Annotated in this window: 13 protein-coding genes; 7 read left to right on the top strand and 6 right to left on the bottom strand. The window is 57.5% G+C overall.

Going from position 1 to position 17,085, the window contains the following annotated elements; translation table 11 throughout:
• The first annotated feature begins 276 nt into the window (after nucleotides 1-276).
• Nucleotides 277-1,554, top strand: coding sequence for an adenylate/guanylate cyclase domain-containing protein (locus tag OEZ49_RS05270; protein WP_263387332.1), 1,278 nt, complete (start codon nucleotides 277-279; stop codon nucleotides 1,552-1,554).
• 7 nt (nucleotides 1,555-1,561) lie between these two features.
• Here OEZ49_RS05270 and OEZ49_RS05265 read toward each other — a convergent pair whose 3' ends face one another.
• Entirely contained in the window at nucleotides 1,562-2,278 is a 717-nt protein-coding gene (locus tag OEZ49_RS05265) for a hypothetical protein (protein WP_263387331.1), read from the bottom strand.
• Between the two features lie 228 nt (nucleotides 2,279-2,506).
• Here OEZ49_RS05265 and OEZ49_RS05260 point away from each other — a divergent pair, with 228 nt between their 5' ends.
• Both OEZ49_RS05260 and OEZ49_RS05255 read left to right on the top strand, forming a co-directional pair.
• On the top strand, nucleotides 2,507-3,322 hold the full coding sequence (locus tag OEZ49_RS05260; RefSeq protein ID WP_263387330.1) for a polysaccharide lyase: 816 nt from the start codon (nucleotides 2,507-2,509) through the stop codon (nucleotides 3,320-3,322).
• Between the two features lie 694 nt (nucleotides 3,323-4,016).
• Nucleotides 4,017-4,373, top strand: a complete 357-nt coding sequence (locus tag OEZ49_RS05255; protein ID WP_263387329.1) for a RidA family protein — start codon at nucleotides 4,017-4,019, stop codon at nucleotides 4,371-4,373.
• Between the two features lie 74 nt (nucleotides 4,374-4,447).
• Here OEZ49_RS05255 and OEZ49_RS05250 read toward each other — a convergent pair whose 3' ends face one another.
• From OEZ49_RS05250 to OEZ49_RS05230, 5 genes are all read right to left on the bottom strand, one after another.
• On the bottom strand, nucleotides 4,448-4,684 hold the full coding sequence (locus OEZ49_RS05250; RefSeq protein ID WP_263387328.1) for a hypothetical protein: 237 nt from the start codon (nucleotides 4,682-4,684) through the stop codon (nucleotides 4,448-4,450).
• Nucleotides 4,685-5,839: 1,155 nt separating this feature from the next.
• Complete coding sequence (locus tag OEZ49_RS05245) at nucleotides 5,840-7,081, bottom strand: M23 family metallopeptidase (RefSeq protein ID WP_263387327.1); 1,242 nt, start codon at nucleotides 7,079-7,081, stop codon at nucleotides 5,840-5,842.
• 274 nt (nucleotides 7,082-7,355) lie between these two features.
• The gene (locus tag OEZ49_RS05240; protein WP_263387326.1) at nucleotides 7,356-9,854 is read right to left on the bottom strand and encodes a DUF5906 domain-containing protein; all 2,499 of its coding nucleotides are present in this window, start codon (nucleotides 9,852-9,854) and stop codon (nucleotides 7,356-7,358) included.
• A 168-nt stretch (nucleotides 9,855-10,022) separates the two neighbouring features.
• Nucleotides 10,023-10,265: a hypothetical protein gene (locus tag OEZ49_RS05235; protein ID WP_263387325.1), complete on the bottom strand. Its 243-nt coding sequence runs from the start codon at nucleotides 10,263-10,265 to the stop codon at nucleotides 10,023-10,025.
• Between the two features lie 131 nt (nucleotides 10,266-10,396).
• Nucleotides 10,397-11,524, bottom strand: a complete 1,128-nt coding sequence (locus OEZ49_RS05230) for a tyrosine-type recombinase/integrase (protein ID WP_263387324.1) — start codon at nucleotides 11,522-11,524, stop codon at nucleotides 10,397-10,399.
• Nucleotides 11,525-11,779: 255 nt separating this feature from the next.
• On the opposite strand from OEZ49_RS05230, the gene aguB reads away from it, so the two are divergent.
• The 4 genes from aguB (at nucleotide 11,780) to OEZ49_RS05210 (ending at nucleotide 17,050) form a co-directional block, all read left to right on the top strand.
• Nucleotides 11,780-12,661, top strand: coding sequence for an N-carbamoylputrescine amidase (aguB, locus tag OEZ49_RS05225; protein ID WP_263387323.1), 882 nt, complete (start codon nucleotides 11,780-11,782; stop codon nucleotides 12,659-12,661).
• Between the two features lie 256 nt (nucleotides 12,662-12,917).
• Nucleotides 12,918-13,886 (top strand): TAXI family TRAP transporter solute-binding subunit, encoded by a 969-nt coding sequence (locus OEZ49_RS05220; RefSeq protein WP_263387322.1) that lies wholly within the window; start codon nucleotides 12,918-12,920, stop codon nucleotides 13,884-13,886.
• A gap of 123 nt (nucleotides 13,887-14,009) precedes the next feature.
• Nucleotides 14,010-16,619, top strand: coding sequence for a TRAP transporter permease (locus OEZ49_RS05215; RefSeq protein ID WP_263387321.1), 2,610 nt, complete (start codon nucleotides 14,010-14,012; stop codon nucleotides 16,617-16,619).
• Nucleotides 16,616-17,050, top strand: a complete 435-nt coding sequence (locus OEZ49_RS05210) for a universal stress protein (RefSeq protein WP_263387320.1) — start codon at nucleotides 16,616-16,618, stop codon at nucleotides 17,048-17,050. Before OEZ49_RS05215 ends, OEZ49_RS05210 begins: the two co-directional genes overlap by 4 nt.
• Nucleotides 17,051-17,085: the final 35 nt, after the last annotated feature.

Raw genomic sequence — 17,085 nt, 5'->3', positions numbered from 1 at the left:
GCCGCAGCGAGGGTCTAGTTCCTGGGCAGTCACCTGGACGAGAGGACTTGCCGCGGATGCAACCGTCCGGTTTGTCCCGCATGTGAGACATCGAACACAACTGCAGCGAATGGCAGAAGTTGGGAAAAGCAGTCGTTGCGGCGCCAAAGCGGACGTCGCCGGTCGGTTCGGTCGTCTCGAAAGGCTTCTGTAAGCGTTTTTGCGGACATCTGACCGATCCGCTCAGATGTCTCAGAAGAGCCCAAACCTGACGGTCCCATACGCGGAACCTGGTCTGTGGTGCGGCTGTTGTTCGGCGCCAAATTGGAGGTTGGCAAACACCGCAAAGATCATGACACTGAGTGGTATGCGAGCATGGACGCATATCCTGATCCCGACGTGGTCAACAGGCGGCCGATGACGAGGCGCCTGTTAACCATACTGGCCGCGGACGTAGCTGAATATTCGCGCCATATTGAGGCTCACGAAGAAACTGCCTTGTCGCATTTGTCCGCTCTTCGCGGCCTCATGGAGCCGGTGATCGAGACGCATCAGGGCAAGATAGCGAACACTGCTGGAGACTCCGTCATCGCCTGGTTCGAAAGCCCGGTTGAAGCCTTGCGCGCCGCGATCCAGTTCCAACAGGCACACAAGGCCTATAACGACAAGGTGCCGAACGCTGAGCGTCTTTTCTTTCGCGTGGGCATCAATATCGGAGACGTCACGGTCCAAGAGAACGGTGACATCCTCGGACATGGTGTGAACATGGCGGCGCGGCTCGAAGCTCTGGCCGAGCCTGGTGGCATATGCCTGTCACAGAACGTGATGGATCAGGTGGATGGCAAGGTGGAGTTCGCCTTTTCGAAGGTCGGTGAACACCACGTCAAGAACGTGGCCAAGCCTGTTACGGTGTATTCGGTTGGGGACGCGGGAGCGATGGCACCGCGACTTCGTCGACGGGTGTCGAAGGCCATTCGCAACCCCGCCTTGCAGGTAGGAATGACAGCAGGCGTTGCCCTGATCTCTGCGGTTACTCTGTGGTTCGTACTGAATCAGGAGACGTCAAACACAGAAAGGCTGCAGATCGCCCAACTGCTCGAGGGAAATCCCGATCCGGAGGACATCCTGTCGGCGTTCGATCTGGTGACAAGCGGTACCTTCAATGGCCATACCTATCATGTGATCCGCACTTGGGGCGGCGACTGGTCTGATATCGAGCATTTGGCGCGGGCCCTCGGAGGGTACCCTGTGGCCATCGGATCGCAGGCTGAAAACGATTTCGTTTTCGAACTGAGCCTCAAAGAAGAGGGCCATTGGGTGGTCTACGATACTGCATTCGAGGGACCGATGATCGGATTCGTGCAACAGGAAGGCGCACCCGAGCCCGGCGGTGGCTGGATATGGCAGAATGGAGAGGCTGTCGATTATACGAACTGGGCCTCTGACGCGCCTGACAACTGGCGCGGCAACCAGCATCTCGCGAATTTCGCAAATCCAAAACGGAACGCGCCTGCACCTGAGTGGGGGGATACGCCCGCCGTTCATGCTTCGGTGATCATCGAAATACCGAACTGACGCCCGGTTATTGCTTCAGCTTGACCCGTTTCACCCTCATGTCCCGGGACACGAGTGTATAGGGGAATACGTTCAACGAATAAGAACCGTGCTTGAAGAAGTATTTCTGTGATTTGAAGTATCCCTGTCCTTCCGGAGGGCTGTATCTGCCTTCGATCTGTGGCCTGTCATCGACCGCGACGAAGACCTCAAAACCGCCACGGCCATCAAAGTCCACGACCACGTCGAGCTTGTATTCCGTACCGTCGCGCTTGATCCGAACAGCAGACTTTTTGCCCATCAGACTGGAGACCTTCCGGCAATCGTTACCTGGTTTGCTGCCGATCTTGTATTCGCTGTCGAATGTCAGTTGACCAGATGGAAGCACGTTGATCTTCAGGGGTGGTGCGCAGCCATGGCGCCCATCATGAATTTGGAAAATCGAGAACTTCTCGGTGCTCGGAGACGTGACTGCGACATAGGTCGAAAATAGATAGGTCCCGGCCCGACCGGCATTCATATGATCCGTGGCGATCTCGGATCGCTGGTTGAAGATGCCGCCAGGGCAATGGTTGGAACTGGTCTTGAAGAAATACGTCCGCCCTTTTTTCACCAGGGCACCGGGATCTGTGCCGCATGAAACCTTCCAAGTCTGGAGTGGGGATGCATTGGCAGTTTCGGGAGCACTGAAGACAAGAAGACCAAGCACGAGAAGGCATGAACCAAACGAATAGAGTTTGAGCATTTGCGTCTCCTTTCCCGCAGCCTGCATACGGACATCAAGGGGCTTCTAACGCTCCAAGGCTACAGCAACACTGAACAAAATCAAAATTCGTGAGCCTTCGGAGCGCGTCGGCTGGCGACCCATGTCTAAGCCGCCCCAACCAAACAAGGACATCCAACAAACTTGCGCCGCGAGGGATCGTCTGCAAACCTGTGAGTCAACCATGCGCAAAGTGGTGGAGGTAGCTGATTGTTGGAAACCAGGAACAGCCGTCGAACGATTGCGCAAATAGCGGCTCTGATCTTCGTACTCCTGCTCGGCTCGCCTGAAGTTTTGGCACAGGCGCCATCAGGCTTCGTTGTTGGCACAAATTCTGGCGTCGCCCCGGTCGTGAAGAATGGTGAGGTAATATTCAAGATGCGACGCGGGGACTGCCAGAAACGCCCCTATGGTGACGGGCGTGGTGAAAGCGACTGCGCCAACGGCAACAGTCGTTCCCAACTCAATGCGCGCGAAAAGCAACGCATGGGGCGTGCGTACGAATACTCAATGGAGATCTGGGTTGACCCCGCGTTTCGGTACAACGGGCGTGGCTGGGGCAAAGTAAATTACCGGAGCCGCTTGTGGATCGCCGAATGGCAGCGCTCCAATACCATCAAGAACCACATGTACGAGATGTATCTGGACTCGGCCAAGGGTGTGACGTTCGAGGACAAGAGATGTTTCTCTCCGAACCGGTTTGGCCAGTGGAACAGCGTGGTCATGCGCGTGAAATGGTCAAACGGCGCCGATGGTTTTCTACAAGTCATCTGTAATGGCAGAGAAATCTATTCACTAAAGGGGCCAAATGTTATGCCGCCGGGGTGCGGTGAAGAATGGAAACAGCAGTGCAAGCCTGAACTTCAGGATCTGACAAAGCCGATCCTTTGGTCTGTCGGTCCAAGTCTGAAGGGTCATGGAATGAACTATCGAGACTTCGGGTTTCCGAGCGCCTTTCCACCATTCCCGGAGGGGGGGATTACACTAAAGATGCGCAACCTTTATGTCGGCCGAATTCGTTCATAGCGCGACTTGTTCAGATCATCCAAGAAAACCGACCTGTCAGTGCCTTATTTCAAATGTCTTCCATAGGCTTCGCAGGGAGTTTTGTCCGCCTGGCGCTAATTTTTCAGAGCATCGCTGCAGCCATGCAACGAACGGCAGCTTCGTCCCGCAACTCGGACATCGGCGCCCGAGTGCTCGCTGCGGTTGTCACGAACGGCCGCTTTGCTTTCTGCGTCGCAGCTGACAGCTTCAGTCGATTTCACGCCGCATCTGCGAGCGTCACAGCTGGATCAAGTCCGGTAAGGGCTCAGAGCCGCCAATCAGCCCAAGAAATTCAAGCGGCCGCTCCCGTTCACCGAACGTCGGTAAACTTGGTCAAGCCACCGAAAAGACGATGTCTCCCTCTTGGGGCCAATGACAGCTTTCGGATCGCAGAATTAACCGGCGACGCCGCACTGCAGCAAGGCGGCTCCGAGCCCAGAGTGACCTATGCAGCACGACGTTCGAATGTCAGCTTTGGAGTTTTCTGACTTTCTCGGTAATCTATTGGAGGAAGTTAGAGGGGTAGTCGATGATCCGAACAAAAGGGTTGGTTCTGTGAGAGGTTCTGTCCTGACTATTCCACAATAATAGACGCGGTAGATACGCTTTAAAAAGGGTCGGCAGAACATGTTCGGGATTCTATCTACACCAACAGGAAACAGGAGTGAGAACGATGCCGATCCAACGTTACGAACCCGATGTGTATCCCTATCTCAGCACAGCAACAGTCTACGGCGGCGTTGCCTATCTGTCAGGTCTTACGTCCAACGACATCAGTCTGGACATAAGAGGTCAAACTGCTGATACTTTGGACAATGTAGATCGTGCCCTAGCACTGGCCGGTAGTGATAAATCACGGCTCTTGAGGTGCGAAATCTGGATCGCCGACATGGCTCACTTTGAGGCAATGAACGAGGTTTATCTTGCCTGGCTCGATCCCGAAAACATACCATCTCGCGTCTGCACGCAGGCTCGTCTCTGGCACGATGACTGCCTTATAGAGATTATGGTCACAGCGGTCTCGGCATAGTAGTCCAAAACGAATATCTCTCCGTTTTTGGAGGATTAGTTGTTGGATAAGGACAACGGATCAGTCTTTGATCCTCACGGCCGTAGATTGATCCGCAACAAATAGCGTTTCTCAATGCGGTCATTCGTCCTACAAGTGTCTTTTTCCGGTTCGTCCGCGACCCGGTCATTGCCGTCGAAAAAATGCTGCGAGATGCACGAACGGCCGGAATGCGTGAGCTGCATCGCGGCGTCGCGGCCTGTGATGAAAGTCAGCAAAGGGCCGTTCGCACCAGTTGAAACCGACCAGCCGGAGGTCTGGAAAGTCCGCAACTGAGACGTCCGAGACCGGTGCAGCGAACGACCGCTTCTGATCCGGTTGATTAGGTACTGCTTGAACGACCGCTTTCGGGAAATTGAGCTGCGCCGCAGCGAGGTTCCAGTTCCTGGGCAGTTATCTGGACGAGAGGACATGCCGCGCATGCATCTGGCCGGTTTGTCCGCAACTCGGTCATAGCCGCATTTTTCGCCAGTGTCCGCTCTGGGTCACAGCTGCCGTTGAGACCATGCCCCGTTTATAGGTCCAGAGCCTAGGTTCCTGATTTTCAAGTCTATCGAGCAGGAGTTCAAGCTTCGCATTCCGATCGCTGCTTTTCCTCGTATTTCTACAAACAGCCAGAGCCACGACGCGGCCCGCTCGTGATCTGCTTTCGGCGGTAATGGGCAATGTCGCGCTGCTGCGTCAAGCAGAGTGGCGATTACGGCGAGTCAAAGACGTTGGCAGGCTGTCGCGTTGGTCTCGTGCTGCATAAGAATTGGCTCCGCCGTCCGCGCCGGGACGCGCGAGTCGACAATAGAGCGCATCAATTCTACTTTCAATACTTTCCTAAAGATGGACAATTTTTAATCGCTATTTTTTGAGTAAATATTGACTTATATAAGCAAACTGGCAGGTCATTTTGTGCTTTGGATGATAAATTCGTGACCCCTGCGCGGTGATGGTCCCCGCGCGATCCTTTCGACCCTCCGCCCCCCCCTAGGGGGTGGTGATGGTGGCGCTGGCGATGGCCGATGGCCGATGGCGACAGGGATTGAATATACGGTGCGCTATATTCAGGTGCGTCATCGACCGTTGGCAGCAGGGGCGATGCGGGGGATGGTGGTTAAGGGCAAAGCCCGTCCTGCGGCCTGGCGGGGCCGTGACAACCGGGTGGAGGGCGTGAATTTGGGAGGGAACCGCGCGCCTGCGCGTGGGAGGAACCGGAATTCTCGACCGGAACCGACGCCACCGGCGGCGCTTGCCGGTTTTCTCGGACCTGCCGGGATGGCAGGCGGATCAAGAGGATTTGAGAACTGTCAGGGGTGGGGTGAGCGGGCGTCAGCCCGTCGATCCCTTGCCCTGTCTATCGCTCAAAGCGAGACCGGCACATTGCCGAGATCACGGGACTATGAACGAGGTGTTTTCTGTATCTCAGTACCTGACCAAACTCAGGCGAAAGAGAAATCATCGACATAGATTGCAGAGTCTAGGATGGTGTCCCGTGTATTGAGAACAGCAATAGCGACCGTGTGTTCGCCGGACGAAAGACCCGTGAGCCCAGTATTGATCCAGCCAGAGTCTCCGTAGTCACCGACGGCATTAACGTCGGATAGCGTGTAAATTTCACCGTCCACCACAAGGATTGCTACATCGTTATAGGGCGCGTAGTCGTTTGAATCGAAATAGAAGTCGAAGTAAAACGAGTCCTCACGAGCACCCAAGTCGATCGTTGTAGCCATTACGGCCCCGTTCGTGACCGCGATTCCGGTTCGGTTGGAAATAGCCCCGTCCGATAGACCTAGCAGGGCCTCGATTTCGTTTGCTTCTGCACCGAAGCTCGTCAGCATCGCAAAATATAGACCGTCCGTTGCTGTGGCGGCAACATCGGTACTGTTGTTCGAGCCGTCGATGTCGGCGTGTTCGACAATACTGGCGGAGCCAAGCGTCGTCCAAGCCGCAAGACCGTCAGACTCGAAGCTCGGATCAGCGAGGGCACTGGACGGCTTGCCGATTATTCCCTCAGGAGCTTTGCCTTCAGGTGCCATCGTCGGACCTGTAGGACCGTAATTTGCCATCACCTTGGCTGTGGTGTTGTTGCTTTCGATGAAGTTGCTAGGATCATAGATGCCAATCCCAACACCAAGCACCGGGTCTCCATCAGGACTGTAGGAAACGGGATCGGGGCCAGAAAAGGCGGGGCTGTATTGGTTATCGTAGCTCTTGGCGTAGTTAACGCCAGAACCCGGTAAGGAGAATTTGTCGCCGAAGTCGCTGATCTCGAGATGGAGATGGTACCCGCCCGTGCCGGTACTACCAACGATCCCAAGCGTTTCACCAATATCGACCTGGACTTCAACACCAGAGCCTTTTTCGATCTCACCGACCGTAGAAAGACTTTCCATGTGAGCATAAAGCGAGAATACCTCGGTACCATCGGGCAGATCGTGCCGGACGACTACATAAAAACCAAGTCCGGCATTCTCGCCGGACTCGATCGCATAGCCATTCGCAATGGCACCGATTTCGATGTTGCTGCCTGTCGGAAAATAATCGTCGCCCAAGTGGTAACCTACACCGGCGTTCAGTTCACCAAAGCCATTCCATTCAAGTGCGCCAGTTGTGCTGTCCCAGTAGGAGAAGTCAGGAGCGACAGGATGCTGAAACTTTGTCGCGATATGTGGTTGAGCCATAATTACCCCCAGCTCTCATAACAATATTCATGAAGTTTGCCGAATATTTTGGCTGCCTGTCAACATCTCACCGCCAAGTCTCTTCCCAGCCGTCAATAGATCGCAGCAAACCAACACATATACCGAACACTATAAGAAGGCGGGTTTATCAGCATGTACGCTTTTCACGCTTTCACTCGACTATTAACCCTCATTACACAAAAAAAATATCTCGAATTTTTTTTCTCCCGTTACATTTAATTAATAGAGTCAAAACCGTGAAAAGCGTGCAGATTTACCGTCTGCAACGCTCCAACGTACCAATCAGCCGTCTACTCTGCGGATGACCAGCTTCAGCCAAGCGATCAAGGAACTTATTCCGTCCAAGTGGACGACGTTCAGCGGCCATGCACCACTGTTTGTAAAGCTGAAATGCTTCAGTGTTCGGCAACGGATCGCCGTACTGACGTCGACAAACGCCACTGTCTTCAGCGTGCAGCCAAGATAGAACGCTGTCGTAACGCTCGCTCCACTCCGTCAGACTGTACCGGTGCGTATGTGTTTCGGTGAAACCTTCGGCGATCAGCAGTTCAACACCACGGAACGCCCATGCCACGATGGCAGGCAGTTCGCTTTCCATGATGCGCGGCAACAGCGTCTGATCGCGGTCCGCTTCGTCCTTGCCCGACCAGAACCGAAAGACCAGCCAACGACGCCAGAACCCTTTCGACGTGTCCTTGGTCGTGATGTAGTAGTTCCCGGCGAACCAATGTGCCGCCATGGGTTCGAACTTGAACGGACGTTCGAACGGATTGCGGCCTTTCATCGTATCGCCGCTGATCATGCTCTTGAACGATCCGGCGGCAACAGGTTCGTCGCTGTCGATTTCCGGCACCACGTTCAGCAGGCGTTGCGACAGGAACGACCTGTCATAATCGCTTCCCATATCCTGCGGCGACACCGAACAAACCGCATCAGCGTCGATCAGGGACTCAAGAACCTTGATCGTCTTCGATTTGAACGATCCGGCTGCACCATAGAGAAACGGGGCTTTTTCATATTTCGTCATCAGCCCGAACAGGGTGCCGCCGAATGCCTTTTGCAGATTGCGCAATTGGGCGTCGACGTCCTGTTGATACGCTTGGCGGGCGGCTTCCAGGTTTGCGAACGATCCGCTTCCAACCTGTGCCAAAAGTTGTGCCTCTGTTGGCGTGAACGCTTCGCGCAAAACCCGCAGGAACAGGTCGGGCGTTTTGTTGAAATCCGGCTGCACTGTCAAGGCGAAGGTTGCGCGGTGTTCCGGCGACTTCGGTTCGCACACGACGCGCCCGTCTTGCAGCCGATAGAACGCATCAGCCGCCATGATGCCGCGTGGCGCGTCTCTGAAGAACCGTTCATCTTCCCAAGTGTCGTACAAGTGCTGGGTGATGCCCCGGTAATCGCTCTGACGCTTGCAGTTCTTTTCGCCGACATAGGTGCGCCCGATCTGTGCAGCGACCTTGGTTACATCATAACTGCGCCAGATGCCGACATCGGCATCGTAGTTCCAGAACGCGCCCGCGTTCGGCACGGTCTTCGGTTCCGGCAAGGTCTGGAAAAAGTGGTCGGCAATCTGCGAATGTGTTCGCTCGTCGCTGACGTCACAGGACCCTTGCAATTGCGACAGTTCGGCCCGGAGCGCACCAAGGCCGATACCGTGATCCGCCTTCAGTTCCCGCAGGCGGTTATCGACCGTCACCGGTGAGGCTCCGACCAGCTTGACCAGTTCGGCCCGAATCTCGCCCGCCTTGCCTTCGACCGGCGGCATCTTGGCGGCCAGTTGGGCGATCCTTTGCTGATCCAGCATGGCTTCAACCTCGGGCGGCATCCGTCCGCCATCGACATAGGACTTGTGCCCTCGGGCCATGTAGACAAGCGTTCCGAAACCGACCGTGCCGTTTGCCTTCAGACCGCGTTGCCACTTGCGGACGGTATTCTCTGTGCGCTTGCCGGGGAATTTGTCGGACCAGTCGCGGAAGATTTCCCACCCAGCCTGTCCGTCATCAACCGTCTGAATCGCATGTCCGACAGCGACCCAGTCGTCGTATCTGTAACGACCATCGTTCGGGATGCTCATCACCACAGCCCGCAATAAGTCGACACCCACCTCGCCGTAATCCTGCCCATCGACGCGATGGTTGCGCTCGGGATCAACTCCCTTGCGAGCGACGATAGCATTGCGGATCGCAGGAGCGGCAACGGGCATTGCATCGTTCAGGCGCTGGAATGTCAGAACAGCACCCTTGCTGCCATTGGCGAAGAAACCCGTATCGCTCCGTTCACCGCTGGAGTGCTGGTCGTCGCCGTCTTGGCGTTCCATCAACAGGCGAATGCCGGTGCCACTGGTCGAGACCTCGGCATAAGTCGACTCAAGCGCCAATATTTGAGCCGCCCATGGACTGATGGCACCCGTCAACGGGTCGCGGCAGTTGTCCAAGTCGCCGATGACCAAAGCGCTACCCGGTCGCGGCAAGTATCCGACAGCGAAACGAAGAATACCTGGTGGCGGCGTCAACGTCTTAACCTGTTGACATGCCTCGGAAAATGTCCAGTGCGCCGCGTCATAAACGCTGATCGGCTGTCCCCATGCGCCGCGCTCGTGTTGATACTCGCTGGGGATGATGCCAGTCGGATATTTGCCGAGTTTTGCGCTGCCATCCTCGGGCCGCGTGATGGCGAAAATTGCCCAATTGCGCTCTTGGATGGCGCGGCTCCATGCGTCTTGCGATGCGGTGTCGATGGCGGTAAAATGCATGTACAGACCTTTCCCGTGGCTGGGGTTGGGGTTCAGAACGGGCCGGGTGGAGCGATCCACCCGGCCTTTTCCGTTCCGCACACCCGTCGGTCCATCGCTGGGTTCCGGTCTTACGTGGTCGGGTTATAGGCTACCCGCGCCGGTCAGGGCGGGGCAAGGTGATCGCGGTCAGGCGGCGTTACCCTCGGGCTGAATGCTACGAAGGTATGCGAGTTGTTCCAGCCGCGTCCGACCGTCGCGCCAATAGCGGTACGATCCCGGCCCAAATTCGACGAATGCCGGGCCGCTATTCTTTCGACGATGAACGGCCAGACTGGCCGTCTGTATGCGCAATTGCCCGGCCTTCTCGCCGGGGTGCAGGTCGGCAGGGACCGCCCAGTCCCACTGGTGAAAAGTTTGTTCCGGGGTCATCGCTCAATCGCTCCTTTGCTGATCCTGTATGATCATGGCACGATTAAGGGTGATTTGTAACCCATTGAAAACGAACGATATTGATATATCGCGCAATATATCGAAAATCGTAAGTGATTGATCTTGCGAGGTCACACATGTGCATTTTTGCACAAGTAAGCCTCCCATTGCAGTTGAACCGCGCGGCGACGGTCCAGCAAATCCGACCGGGCGTAGGCGATTCGTTTGGCCTCCTTTGTATGTGCCAACAAGGCGTCGATCATTTCATCGTCGATGTGCAGCGTATCGCGCGCCCAATCGGTCAGCGTCGAGCGCCAGCCATGAACCGTGTAGGGGGTACCCAGATCGCGTAACACCTTCAACATGGTCATATCGCTGATGGGCTTGCCCTTCATGCCTCGGAACAGCCAAGGATCAGCAATGGCGGCGTAACGGTCCACCACGGTCTTGGCGACGGGTGTCAGGGGATAGTCGTATGCCCGTGACATCTTCATGATGTCGGCAGGTGCCGTCCATGTGTCGCCGTCAATCTGCTCTGGCGTCATGTGCCGCACCGCACCGCCACGCGACCCGGTGAGGATGGTCACGATCAGCGCAGCCGAGCCAACGGTGTCCAGAGCGCGGATGCGGGCGAACAGGGCAGGGGCTTCCTGCCACGGAACGGCGGCGTGATGCTCAACCCGCTTGGCGGGCCATGGCGCGGCGCTGCGGACGGCGGGGGCCGGGTTCGCCGCGACCACGCCCAAGGCGATGGCATAGTCGAAGGTTGCCCCCACGCGCCCGATCAGCTTGCGGGCCGTCTCGGTCTTCGTGGCCACCAGCGGCGACAACTGGTCCAGCAAGGCCGGGGCGGTCACATGACCTATAGGGGCGGCCCAGAGCGGTCCCATATGCTGTTCAAGGCTGGTCAGCCATTGGCTGGCCTTAGCATCCTTCAGACGGGGCGCACGGGCCGCATAGGCGCGACGGGCCATGTCGGCGAAGGTCTCGCCGGGCTTGCCACGTTTCTTGATGGCGGCGGGGTCTTCGCCGTTGCGGATGCGGCGGCGGATGTCGCGCCAAACGTCTCGGGCTTCGTCTAGGTCGACATCCCGAAGCGACCCGAGACCGAAGCTGTGGGTCTTGCCTGCTATCTTGGTCCGACCGATCCATGAACGATAGCCTGTGGCGGTCACGTTCAGATAAAGTCCGAGGGTGCCGTTCTGGCCGCTGTCGGCATGGCGACCGGCTGGCAATGTGCGGATACTTTTACGGGTCAAAGGCATTTCGACTCACACCTGTTTGTACACCTTGTACCTTAGATGAACCGTTAAAGATCGTAAATTCCGATATATTAAACAATATATTTTCAGTATGTTACGTTGTGATCCTTAACGATGTGTCGCGGTAGGCCAGCGCATGTCGGGTGCGCCATTTCCTCAAAACTTCTAGTTTGGCTTGTGTTTCGGCGGTTGTCGATGCGCGTTTGACCTTGCAACATGCAACACGGACGTAAGCATGGGACGGAGGAATGAATGGCTCAGATCACTGTTGCGGCAACCCAAATGGCCTGCACCTGGAATCTCGACGAGAATATCTCGAATGCGGAGAGCCTCGTCGTAGAGGCAGCGGATCGGGGGGCACAGATCGTGCTGTTGCAGGAGCTGTTTCAGACCCCGTATTTCTGCTCCGAAATCTCTCCGCGCCATTTCGACCTGGCCAATCCGCTGGAGAGCGATCGGGCCATCGCCCATTTCCGGACGGTGGCGCGCCGACTGGGGGCCGTTTTGCCTGTCTCTTACTTTGAGCGTGCGGGGCAGGCGTTCTTCAATGCTCTTGCGGTTATTGACGCGAACGGAGAGATCCTGGCGAATTATCGCAAGACACACATTCCGCAGGGGGCCGGATATGAGGAGAAATTCTACTTCACCCCGGGTGATACGGGGTTTCAGGTGGTGCAAACAAGGTTTGCCCGCCTGGGTTGCGGCATTTGCTGGGACCAGTGGTTTCCGGAAACGGCGCGTGCCCTGGCGCTGATGGGGGCAGAGGTGCTGATGTTCCCGACAGCGATCGGATCTGAACCGCAGGAACCCGAGCTGGACAGTTCCGGCCATTGGCAGCGCACGATGCAGGGACATGCAGCGGCGAACGTCATGCCGCTGGTCGCCTCGAACCGGATCGGGGTTGAAAAGGTCGGTGCTGACGAGATGACATTCTATGGCTCGTCGTTCATCGCCGACCATACCGGCGCCAAGGTGGCCGAGGCCGGTCGTACCGAGCAGACGGTTCTGACGGCGACGTTCGATCTGGACGAGATCGCGAGATACCGCCGGGCCTGGGGCCTGTTCCGGGACCGCAGGCCGGACATGTATGGCGCTTTGCAAACGGTTGATGGGCGCAATCCGGTTGTCGGATGACCCCGTAGCAAGCCCAGTTTCGGGGAAAAATCCGGTTTCAACCTCAGAAATGAGGCTCGCACCGCATTCCATCCGAGCCGTGGCTTGACAACGTGCAAGTGCGGATGAAACCCTTGGAGGGCAGGGAGAAACCAATAGATACTGCCGTTTAGCATTGCAACGATCGACTGCCTGCATTAGCCCGCATAGCTCGGCGGGTGGGCCTTTGCCCTGAGCGCCGAACATTGGCGAAGAATAAGAAAATGGGAGTACAGCGATGAAAAAACTGAACAAATTCAGCCTTGCTGCATTGGTGACGACAGCCTTCATGGCCCCGGCCGCCATGGCCGAAGAGTTCATCACCATCGGTACCGGCGGCGTGACCGGTGTCTATTATCCGACCGGTGGCGCGATCTGCCGCCTGGTGAACAAGGGCCGCAAGGAACATGGCGTCCGCTGCTCGGTCGAGTCGACCGGCGGATCGGTTTACAACATCAACACCATTCGCGAGGGCGAACTGGAGTTCGGCGTCGCACAGTCGGATTGGCAGTTCCATGCCTATAACGGGTCGTCCAAGTTCGAAGAGGCTGGCAAGTTCGAGGATCTGCGCGCCGTTTTCTCGATCCATCCCGAGCCTTTCACCGTGGTTGCGCGGGCGGATTCGGGTGTCAAAACCTTTGACGATCTCAAGGGCAAGCGCGTGAACATCGGCAACCCGGGTTCGGGTCAGCGCGGCACCATGGATGTCGTGCTCGAGGCGATGGGCTGGTCGCTGAGCGATTTTGCCCTGGCCAGCGAATTGAAGGCGGCCGAGCAGTCGGCGGCGCTCTGCGACAACCAGATCGACGCGATGATCTATACCGTTGGCCACCCGTCGGGCTCGATCCAGGAGGCGACCACTGCCTGCGACTCGGTCCTGGTGAATGTCGAAGGCACAGCCATCGATAAACTGGTCGACCACAATACCTTCTACCGCAAGGCGACCATCGTCGGCGGCACCTATCGCGGCAACCCGGATGACGTGCACACCTTTGGGGTGGGCGCGACGCTGGTGACTTCGGCCAATGTGTCCGAAGACGCGGTCTATGTTCTGGTCAAGGCTGTCTTCGACAATTTCGAGGACTTCAAGAAACTGCACCCGGCTTTCTCGAACCTCAAGGAAGAGGAAATGATCAAGGACGGACTGTCGGCACCGCTGCATGCGGGCGCCGAGAAGTACTATCGCGAGCGCGGCTGGATCAACTGATCCTGATATCGGCGCAGCGGGGCGCATCGGTTTTGCGCCCCGCACGCTCCCGGCCGGAAGCCGGGCAAGAAGTATCAAGCCGGCGACAGACAGAAGCGCCCGGCGGGACAGGGAGTTATTCGCATGGCCTCTGACAAATCGGGCAACCGTCCGCTTTCCGAAGAAGAGTTGCAGGATCTGGTCACATCCTCGGATGCGGGCGCACGCGATCCGGTGGGGAACGTCGGGCTGTTTTTGGCAATCGTGGCGGTGATCTGGTCGGTGTTCCAGCTGATCCTGGCCTCGCCGATGTCGAACCTGATCCTGCCCGGCAGTATCGTGAACAACTCGCGTCAGGTGCATCTGGCCTTTGCGTTGTTTCTGGCCTTTGCCGCATATCCTGCGCTGAAATCCAGTCCGCGTGATCGCATCCCAGTTCAGGATTGGATCATGGCGGTGGTTGGCGCGCTGATCGCGCTATACGGTTACATCTTTTACGACAAGCTGGTGAATTCGGGCGGTTTGGCCGATGACACCGACAAATGGGTGGCCCTGGTTGGCCTGATCCTGCTGTTCGAGGCCGCGCGCCGGGCGCTTGGCCCGGCAATGGCGATCATCGCCACGATCTTCCTGCTCTATGTGTTCTTTGGCGCCTCGGAATGGGTGCCCGAGGTGATCCGCTGGAAAGGCGCCAGCCTGAAAAAGGCGATGAGCCATATGTGGCTGACATCCGAGGGTGTGTTCGGGATCGCGCTTGGCGTGTCGACCAAATTCGTTTTCCTCTTTGTTCTGTTCGGTGCTCTGTTGGACAAGGCAGGGGCCGGCAACTACTTCATCAAGATGGCGTTCGGCGCATTGGGACACCTGCGCGGTGGCCCGGCCAAGGCGGCCGTCGTGGGTTCCGCCGCGACCGGTCTGATCTCGGGGTCTTCCATCGCCAACGTGGTCACCACCGGCACCTTTACCATCCCCCTGATGAAGCGCGTGGGCTTTACCAGTGAACAGGCCGGCTCGGTCGAGGTCGCAAGCTCGGTCAACGGGCAGATCATGCCGCCGGTCATGGGGGCCGCGGCCTTTCTGATGGTGGAATATGTGGGGGTCTCCTATGTCGAGGTGATCACGCATGCGTTCCTGCCCGCCGCGATCAGCTATATCGCGCTGGTCTATATCGTGCATCTGGAGGCGGTGAAGCGGAACATGCCGACTTTGGGTAACCGCGAGGTGCACCTGGCCAGAACCATCGTCGGCATGCTCAGTTTCTTTGCGGTCTTCGCCGGGCTCTGCTATGCCACGCAGTTTCCCGCACAGGCGATTACCGCCTGGGCGCCCAGCATGGCCGGGCTGATCCTGGGACTTGCGGTTGTTGCCATATATCTGGCGCTTCTCTGGGTCGCGGCCAAGGTACCCGACCTGGAACCGGACGACCCCAATGCCGAAGTGGTGGAACTGCCCGAGATTCCCAAGATCTACAAGGCTGGGCTGCATTATCTGCTGCCGATCATCGTGCTCGTTTATTTCTTGATGATCGAACAGAAGTCGCCGGGTCTGTCTGCTTTTTGGGCGACGGCGCTCTTGTTCGTTATCCTGCTGACCCAAAAGCCGCTCAAGGCGATGTTCCGGGGACAGTCGGACGTCGCCAATAGCTTCATGTCCGGACTGAAGGATCTGTGGCAGGGGCTGATTGACGGGGCCCGTAACATGATCGGCATTGCGCTGGCCACGGCCACCGCAGGGGTGATCGTGGGCACAGTGACCCTGACCGGGGTGGGCCAGGTGATGGCTGACCTGGTCGAGTTCCTGTCGGGTGGCAACCTGGTGCTGATGCTGATCATGGTCGGGATTCTCAGCCTTATCCTCGGCATGGGCCTGCCGACCACGGCCAACTACATCGTGGTAAGCTCGCTGATGGCGGGTGTGGTGGTGGAACTGGGCGCGCAATCCGGGCTGATCGTGCCGCTGATCGCCGTGCATCTCTTTGTCTTCTACTTCGGGATCATGGCCGATGTGACGCCTCCGGTGGGCCTGGCGAGTTTTGCCGCCGCCGCCGTGTCGGGCGGGGATGCGATCAAGACCGGTTTTGTCGCCTTTTTCTACAGCCTGCGCACCGTGGCGCTGCCTTTCGTATTCATCTTCAACACCGACATGCTGTTGATCGACGTGACCTGGATGCAGGGCATATTGGTGGCGATATCGGCGACCATTGCTGTGCTGGTGTTCACGGCCGGAACCATGGGGTACTTCCTGACCCACAGCCGGATCTATGAAAGCGTGGCGCTGATCCTGGTGGCGTTTATCCTGTTCCGGCCAGACTATGTGATGAACCGGATCGTTCCGCCGTTCGAACAGATCGAACCGGCGCAGTTTGCCGAAGCGGCAGGGGAGGCCGATCCCGGGGATATCCTGCGGGTTGTCGTCTCGGGTCCCGACTTCGTCAGCGGCGCGACAAAGGATCTGAGCCTGGAGTTGACGGTCGGGGATGAGGCCGATGGTGCCGCTCGGATCGACGCGATGGGCTTTCTCCCGTTTGAAGAGGATGGTCTGGTCAAGCTGGAAGAGCCGATGTTCGGAACCCCGATCAGCGAGAACCTGCAAGGCTTCGACTTCTACGGGGACGAGCCGGTGCGGATTGTGGCGGTCAAGGTGCCAGCGCACCAGCCGCCCAAGGAACTGGTTTTCATTCCCGGGCTGCTGTTGCTTGGGCTGATTGCCTTTGTCCAACGTGCCCGCGCATCCAGAGAGGGAGAACCGGCATGAGCGTATCGGTCCTATGCGCTGTCGATATCAGCAATCGAGATCAGGATGTGGGGGTACTGAGACAGGCGGCCCGGATGGCCGACCTGGATAGCGCCCGTCTGGACGTGATGACGGTGTTGCCCGATTTTGGGGAAACCTGGGTTTCGGGGTTCTTCGAAAAGGACCATCACGACAAGGCGATAGAGGCCGCCCATGCCCAGCTTGTCCGGCTGTGTACCGAGACTTTGGGCGAAGAACGGAACGCCTCTATCCGGCACGTGGTGGCAACCGGCACTGCTTACAAGGAAATTCTCAAGGTCGCGGATGCAGCGCGGAGCGACCTGATCGTGGTGGGAGCCCACAAGCCCGACCTGCGGGATTACCTGCTGGGTCCAAACGCATCGCGCGTCGTCCGCCATGCGCCTGTTTCGGTGTTTGTGGTCCGCGGTTGAGGCCGATTGATCGCCTAAGTCTTGCATCTGACCGT

It is taken from the genome of Ruegeria marisflavi, assembly GCF_025673445.1.
Classification (GTDB): Bacteria; Pseudomonadota; Alphaproteobacteria; order Rhodobacterales; family Rhodobacteraceae; genus Ruegeria_B; species Ruegeria_B marisflavi.
The sequence above is the reverse complement of the archived record's forward strand: the minus strand, read 5'-3'. Positions and strand labels throughout refer to the sequence as shown.